At 56.0% G+C, this 6313-nt stretch carries 7 protein-coding genes, 4 tRNA genes and 1 rRNA gene; 3 read left to right on the top strand and 9 right to left on the bottom strand.

Going from position 1 to position 6313, the window contains the following annotated elements; all coding sequences use genetic code 11:
- The 3 genes from RAE07_RS06180 to ramA all read right to left on the bottom strand — a co-directional run.
- Positions 1-109: ribosomal RNA gene (locus tag RAE07_RS06180) — 16S ribosomal RNA — on the bottom strand; the annotation flags it as partial.
- Positions 110-713: 604 nt separating this feature from the next.
- On the bottom strand, positions 714-1982 hold the full coding sequence (gene murA / locus RAE07_RS06175; RefSeq protein WP_023019848.1) for a UDP-N-acetylglucosamine 1-carboxyvinyltransferase: 1269 nt from the start codon (positions 1980-1982) through the stop codon (positions 714-716).
- Between the two features lie 21 nt (positions 1983-2003).
- Complete coding sequence (gene ramA, locus RAE07_RS06170) at positions 2004-2843, bottom strand: acetate metabolism transcriptional regulator RamA (RefSeq protein WP_005325834.1); 840 nt, start codon at positions 2841-2843, stop codon at positions 2004-2006.
- A 265-nt stretch (positions 2844-3108) separates the two neighbouring features.
- Between ramA and cysK the strand changes: the two genes are divergently transcribed.
- Positions 3109-4044, top strand: coding sequence for a cysteine synthase A (gene cysK, locus RAE07_RS06165; RefSeq protein WP_023019849.1), 936 nt, complete (start codon positions 3109-3111; stop codon positions 4042-4044).
- 70 nt (positions 4045-4114) lie between these two features.
- Complete coding sequence (gene epsC, locus RAE07_RS06160; RefSeq protein ID WP_034655513.1) at positions 4115-4678, top strand: serine O-acetyltransferase EpsC; 564 nt, start codon at positions 4115-4117, stop codon at positions 4676-4678.
- 40 nt (positions 4679-4718) lie between these two features.
- Here the strand turns inward: epsC and RAE07_RS06155 are convergent, their stop codons facing one another.
- The 6 genes from RAE07_RS06155 to RAE07_RS06130 all read right to left on the bottom strand — a co-directional run bounded on the left by RAE07_RS06155 (position 4719) and on the right by RAE07_RS06130 (position 5891).
- Positions 4719-5009: a GNAT family N-acetyltransferase gene (locus tag RAE07_RS06155; protein WP_023019851.1), complete on the bottom strand. Its 291-nt coding sequence runs from the start codon at positions 5007-5009 to the stop codon at positions 4719-4721.
- 49 nt (positions 5010-5058) lie between these two features.
- Positions 5059-5131 (bottom strand) — tRNA-Phe (locus RAE07_RS06150).
- 19 nt (positions 5132-5150) lie between these two features.
- Positions 5151-5224 (bottom strand) — tRNA-Asp (locus RAE07_RS06145).
- Positions 5225-5307: 83 nt separating this feature from the next.
- Positions 5308-5622, bottom strand: coding sequence for a DUF4288 domain-containing protein (locus RAE07_RS06140; protein WP_023019852.1), 315 nt, complete (start codon positions 5620-5622; stop codon positions 5308-5310).
- Positions 5623-5706: 84 nt separating this feature from the next.
- Positions 5707-5780, bottom strand: a tRNA-Asp gene (locus tag RAE07_RS06135).
- Positions 5781-5815: 35 nt separating this feature from the next.
- Positions 5816-5891, bottom strand: a tRNA-Glu gene (locus RAE07_RS06130).
- Positions 5892-5973: 82 nt separating this feature from the next.
- Here RAE07_RS06130 and RAE07_RS06125 point away from each other — a divergent pair.
- Positions 5974-6306 carry a metal-sensitive transcriptional regulator gene (locus RAE07_RS06125; protein ID WP_023019853.1) on the top strand — a complete coding sequence of 111 codons (333 nt, stop codon included), beginning with the start codon at positions 5974-5976 and terminating at the stop codon, positions 6304-6306.
- Positions 6307-6313 lie beyond the last annotated feature (7 nt).

Raw genomic sequence — 6313 nt, 5'->3', positions numbered from 1 at the left:
CACCCGTTCGCCACTCGAGTACCCTGCAAGCAGGGCCTTTCCGTTCGACTTGCATGTGTTAAGCACGCCGCCAGCGTTCGTCCTGAGCCAGGATCAAACTCTCCACAAAAAAATTTCAGAACAAATCCGAAACAGGCCGTGAAAAGCCCGAAACCCAACAAAAGAACAAACCACCACAAACCACACAAAATGCAGCTCATGCTGGCGTCCAAAAAATTACTACAAAGAAAAAATAAACAGTCCCCTCAACCCGACGGGGTCAAAAAGAGGAAACCAAAAAAGGTAAACACAATCACATGCCAACCAATCCATCTCAATGCAGCCGAAACACCAAACAGCATTCAAAAAGGTACGTGTTCCACATACCCAACCGGCACACACCAACCAACAAACCACTAAGCCTGCTGGCAGACAAACCAATCAACACACAACCATGCACACAAAAAATAAAAAGTACATTGGCACACTATTGAGTTCTCAAACATCACCGCCAACCAACAGAAAATTAACTTCCCGTTAACCTCTCATCGGCAGCTCGTACAAACTTACTCAACTCAAAGAACAAAATCAAATCATCGAACCAAGTCCGTACAAAATGTCACCATCAAGTAACCTCCCGGCTACCTCTCGGCGACTTGGATTAATGTAGTCCACCACAACCAAACAACACAAATCCCCAGCACACAACGGAAAACTGTGTACTGGGGACGTCGTTAAAAGAGCTCTTCTTCCTGAGTTCTTTCGATCGTGGCGCCGAGACGCTGCAGGTTTTCTACAAAATTCGGATAACCGCGGTCGATGTGGAAAACATCGTGAACCGTAGTGGTCTCATCCGCACACAACGCAGAAAGCACCAAGCCCGCACCTGCGCGGATATCGGAGCTCCATACGTGAGTAGAAGACAGCCGCTCTTTGCCGCGGACTACTACATGGTGTCCATCAACCTGGGCATCGGCCCCCAGGCGCAGCATTTCATCTACAAAGCGGAAGCGGGATTCAAAGACATTCTCTGTAATGACCGTCGTTCCGTCCGCAATGGCGGAGATGCCAATGGCCATAGGCTGCAAATCAGTAGGGAACCCCGGAAATGGCAGGGTCTGATAGTCCACCGACTGCGGGCGCTGATCCATGCGTACGCGGAAGCCGTTCTCATAGGTTTCCAGTTCGGCACCGGCGGACTTCAGCTTTTCCAGTGGCAGGTGCAGGTGGCGCGGCGAGATACCGCCCACCGTGATGTCCCCCTGAGTCATGGCGGCGGCATATGCCCATGTACCTGCCACGATGCGGTCACCGATAACCTCGTGCTGGGTGGGCTGCAGCTTATCGACGCCCCGGATAGTCACCACCGAGCTTCCTTCACCTTCGATATCGGCACCCATGGACTTGAGCATGGTGCACAGATCGACGATTTCGGGCTCACGAGCCGCATTATGCAGAACGGTTTCCCCCTCAGCGAGAACCGCGGCGGTGAGGATGTTTTCGGTTGCACCCACTGACGGGAAATCAAGGCGAATATTCGCGCCACGTAGGTGGGTGGCTTCTGCCACGACGGCACCGTGCTCAATACGAGTGGTAGCGCCCAGCTTTTCCAGGCCCGTCTGGTGCATGTCTAGCGGGCGGGAACCAATCGCGTCGCCGCCGGGCAGCGCTACCTTGGCATGACCACAGCGGGAGGTCAGGGGTCCGAGCACACAAACGGAGGCGCGGAACTGGCGGACTGCATCAAAGTCCGCATTAGATTGTGGCTGCGCAGGAGTAGTAATCCGGACTTCAGAGCCCTCGATAACTACCTCGCAACCGAGCCCCTCGAGGACCTTCTTCATCAGGGGGACGTCCAGAATTTCTGGGCAGTTGGTCAGCGTCGTAGTGCCCTCCGCCAGCAAGGATGCGGCCATGAGCTTTAAGACGCTATTTTTTGCGCCATCTACTTTGACGGTGCCCTCTAAGCGGGCACCGCCGGAAACAATAAACTGATCTTTCACAACTGCCTACGCTACCGGTTCTTAAGGCAACGCGCCGATGCGACGGGCGGCATTGACCGCCTCGTAGCGGGTGTGCGCACCGAGTTTACGCATTACCGAGCGCAGATAAGACTTCACAGTTTCTGCGCCGATTCCCATTTCCTCAGCCGCTTCCACGTTGGTGTGGCCCAGGGCCACACAAGAGAGAACGTCGAGCTCGCGGGCGGAGAGCTTGGTGGATTGCTTCACGCGCACCGGAGAAACCATCTGGTCACATAGCGTCTCCAGTTCCTTGCGCAGCTCCTCGTCTTCCACGCGGTTAGCCAGCATGCGCAGCTTAGAGTGGGTGGAGCGTACCTGTTCCCACTCAGCACCGTTCATAACGTGGCCGCGGGCGGCTCCGCCTTTAGACCCATCGGCGCGGCGCATCGCGGAATTTACAGCTAGGTCCTGCTCAAGAGTGCGCGCGGTCATCGTCACTTCTTCAATGACCTTGTCGCCCAGGCGAACTGGTGAATGCACTCCCACGTAGAGGACGCCGCGGATTTCGCGCTGGACCGTAACGGGCACAGCCACGATGGAGTGCAGGCCCTCGTCTTGGATTACGCGATCATTCTCGTGCGAAATGGTAGTAGCACGGGTGTAATCGGAGACGCCTACCGCGCGGCGAGTGCTCACCACTCGCCCACCCACACCAACGCCTGAGTCAATGATCAGATTCTGCAGCGCTGGGGTACGTAGGCCCACCCACTGCGTAATCTGCAAGCGATTGTCTGGCAGCAGCGTGGCATACATCGTCACCGGAATACCTGTAGCGGTTTTCAGGGACGATAACGCCGCGCGTACGGATTCTTCATCATCTTTGAGGCGATGCGACTCCATGAGACTCTTTCCTCGTCGGGGGTAACCAAGCAGGTGTACCCGTCTTCCCCCCGGGAATTTGGGGGCCAGCGGGCAACTGAGTGGAAGTATAGACAGCATGTGGGGGTAATTCGAAATCGCCCCTGGCTTATCCGGTGTTGTAATCCCACATGGAATGCCCGAATGCCCGGTCTAGAATTTATATACTGACCGGTCTACTTGTGTAGTGTACCCTTGCGTTGTACACGATTTGAATCCAAATCCGATTCCCAAAGGAGTCAATACAATGGCTGTCTACAACAACATTATGGAAACCATCGGCGGCACCCCGCTGGTCCGCCTAAACCGTCTTACCGAGGGCAAGGGTGCAACCGTGCTTGCCAAGGTTGAATCTTTTAACCCCGCTAACTCCGTGAAAGACCGCATCGGCAAGGCCATCGTTGAGGCCGCTGAGAAGTCTGGTCAGCTCAAGCCGGGCGGCACCATCGTGGAAGCCACGTCCGGCAATACCGGCATTGCCCTAGCTCTGGCCGGCGCCACTTTGGGCTACAAGGTCATCTTGACCATGCCGGAGACCATGTCCAACGAGCGCAAGGTGCTGCTGCGCGCCTATGGCGCAGAGATTGTACTGACCCCAGGCGCGGCGGGCATGCAGGGCGCCGTCGACAAGGCGAATGAAATCGTCGCCGAGAACGACAACGCTATCCTGGCTGCACAGTTCGCCAACGAGGCAAACCCGAAGATGCACGAGGAGACCACCGGCCCGGAGATCTGGGAAGACGCCGAGGGCAAGGTTGATGCCTTCGTTGCTGGTGTAGGCACCGGCGGCACCGTTACCGGTGTGGGTCGCTTCCTCAAGTCCAAGAATCCGGACCTGCACTTGGCCGCCGTCGAGCCGTCCGACTCCCCTGTCCTATCTGAAGGCCACGCTGGCCCGCACAAGATCCAGGGCATCGGCGCCAACTTCGTTCCTGAGGTACTTGACCGCGAGCTTCTCGACGAAGTCTTTACCGCCACCACCGAGGAGTCCATTAAGGCCTCCCGCGACTTGGCCACCCAGGAAGGCCTGCTGGTAGGCATTTCCGCCGGCGCTAACGTCTCTGCAGCTTTGAAGCTGGCAGAGCGCCCAGAGTTTGAGGGCAAGACCATCGTGGTTGTCCTACCGGACTTCGGTGAGCGCTACGTCTCCACCATCCTCTTCGAGGACATCCGCGAGGCTTAAATCACTTCGGATGAATAAAAGCACCCGCCAACCTTGGCGGGTGCCTTTTTTATGCCAGTACTATGTGAGCATGAACATTATGAGCTACATCCGTGAAGACTTAGCGAATGCAAGAGATCACGATCCAGCCGCTCGCGGCGACGTCGAAAATGCAATAGTGTACTCCGGCCTCCACGCGGTGTGGTCTCATCGCATTTCGCACTGGATGTGGAAGCGCGGCCTACGCGGGCCCGCGCGCATATTAGCGCAAATTAACCGCTTCTTTACCGGCGTGGAAATCCACCCGGGCGCCACTATCGGTCGCCGCTTCTTTATTGACCACGGCATGGGCATCGTCATCGGTGAAACCGCCGAGATTGGCGATGGCGTCATGCTTTACCACGGTGTCACCCTCGGTGGCCAGGTACTCACTCAGACTAAGCGCCACCCCACCATCGAGGACAATGTAGTCATCGGCGCAGGCGCTAAGGTACTCGGCCCCATCACGATCGGTGAGGGATCGGCCATTGGCGCCAATGCCGTAGTGACGAAGGACGTGCCCGCCGAACATATCGCGGTGGGCATCCCGGCCAAGAACCGCCCACGCAATCCAAATGAGCGCATCAAACTGGTCGACCCCGACTACTACATCTAAATTCTCTCCCAGCGGCCCACAGGCACTTGTGGGCCGCTTTTTATATGCCTTCTGGGCGTAGCAGGTCGCGGTATTCGGGATTCTTTTCTATAAAGTGCGCCACGGCGGAGCAGGAAGCGATGACTTGCTTGCCGACGCCCCGGGCATCATCAAGCGCAGCCTTAATCAACGGCGCAGACAGTCCTTGGCCGCGAAAAGCATCCTTGATGACCGTGTGGTTGAACTCGCGGGTATCGCCCGCGTCTACGTAGTAGCAAGCACCCGCCTCAGTACCGTCCACGGTGAGGACGTAACGGGATTTATCGGTCTGGTGTGCAATAGCGTGTTCCATGCACCTATACTAAAGCAAAAATGGCCCCTCTTAAGAGGAGCCATTATTGTGGCCAGAGCCAGGATCGAACTGGCGACCCCACACTTTTCAGGCGTGTGCTCTACCGACTGAGCTATCTGGCCAGAAACCCGAAGGTTTCCGCGACCTTGACGGGACTTGAACCCGCGACCTCCGCCGTGACAGGGCGGCGCGCTAACCAACTGCGCCACAAGGCCATTTTAAATTATGCGTGCTCTCTGGCACGGATAGTTACCTTACAGAAGACTCCCGACACTCACCAAATCAGCACGTCATAACACTATTCGGGAGCCTGAAGAGGATCGCTTCCTCCTAATTTCATCTCAAAGCGCTCATAGTCTTCCAGTGCGGCAAAGTGTCGCGAGTAAAGGTCGCAATCTCGGTCCACATAGCCATACAGGGCCGGAGCAACATCTACAATGTGGCGCAACTTCAGCTCTTCATACTCTTGCTCGTGAGCTCGGTTAGCAACTTTGTGGTGCGCCTCCTCCTCAGAATCTGCGTAGACGAGGAAGAAGTCTTCCCGGTAGAAATTCCTAAGCTCCGAATCCTGCGACACGAGCTCAAAGACGACAATCCCTACGTATGGTTCCACAGTGCTGACTCTCCTAATTCCTTAGTTGGCGCCAGCGTACCAAAACAAAAAGCAGCAATCGTAGAAACGATTGCTGCTTTTCTGCGACCTTGACGGGACTTGAACCCGCGACCTCCGCCGTGACAGGGCGGCGCGCTAACCAACTGCGCCACAAGGCCAATCGAATATTTAATTCGTACCAACACTTTCATGTTGGTACCCCCAACGGGATTCGAACCCGTGCCGCTGCCGTGAAAGGGCAGTGTCCTAGGCCGCTAGACGATGGGGGCCCGTCGCGCTATGGCGACCTCTAGAAATATACTGGAGACCTCACCTAGTTACAAAATCGCTCCCCCAGAAAGATTAGGAACCATGTCTGACCAGCATCAAACGTGCTCCTGTCACGAGCCACACGTGCACGGATATAACGCAGATTCACAAAGTAAAGATCGCTACCTCGCACGGCTCAAACGTATTGAGGGCCAAACACGCGGCATCCATCGCATGATCGAGGAAGACCAGTATTGCATTGACATTATTACCCAGATTTCGGCCGTGAAGTCAGCGCTAGAAAATGTCTCACTCGCGCTCCTAGAAGACCATATCGAGCACTGCGTGGCCGGTGCTGCCGCCGAGGACGGCGAAGTGGCCACGGAGAAGCTAGAAGAGGCGATGCGCGCCATCAAGAAGATGGTGAAAAACTAAAAGGAGC

The organism is Corynebacterium nasorum (genome assembly GCF_032821635.1).
GTDB classification, from domain to species: Bacteria; Actinomycetota; Actinomycetes; order Mycobacteriales; family Mycobacteriaceae; genus Corynebacterium; species Corynebacterium kefirresidentii.
Note: the sequence above shows the minus strand (reverse complement) of the source record. Positions and strands in the feature narration are given on the sequence as shown.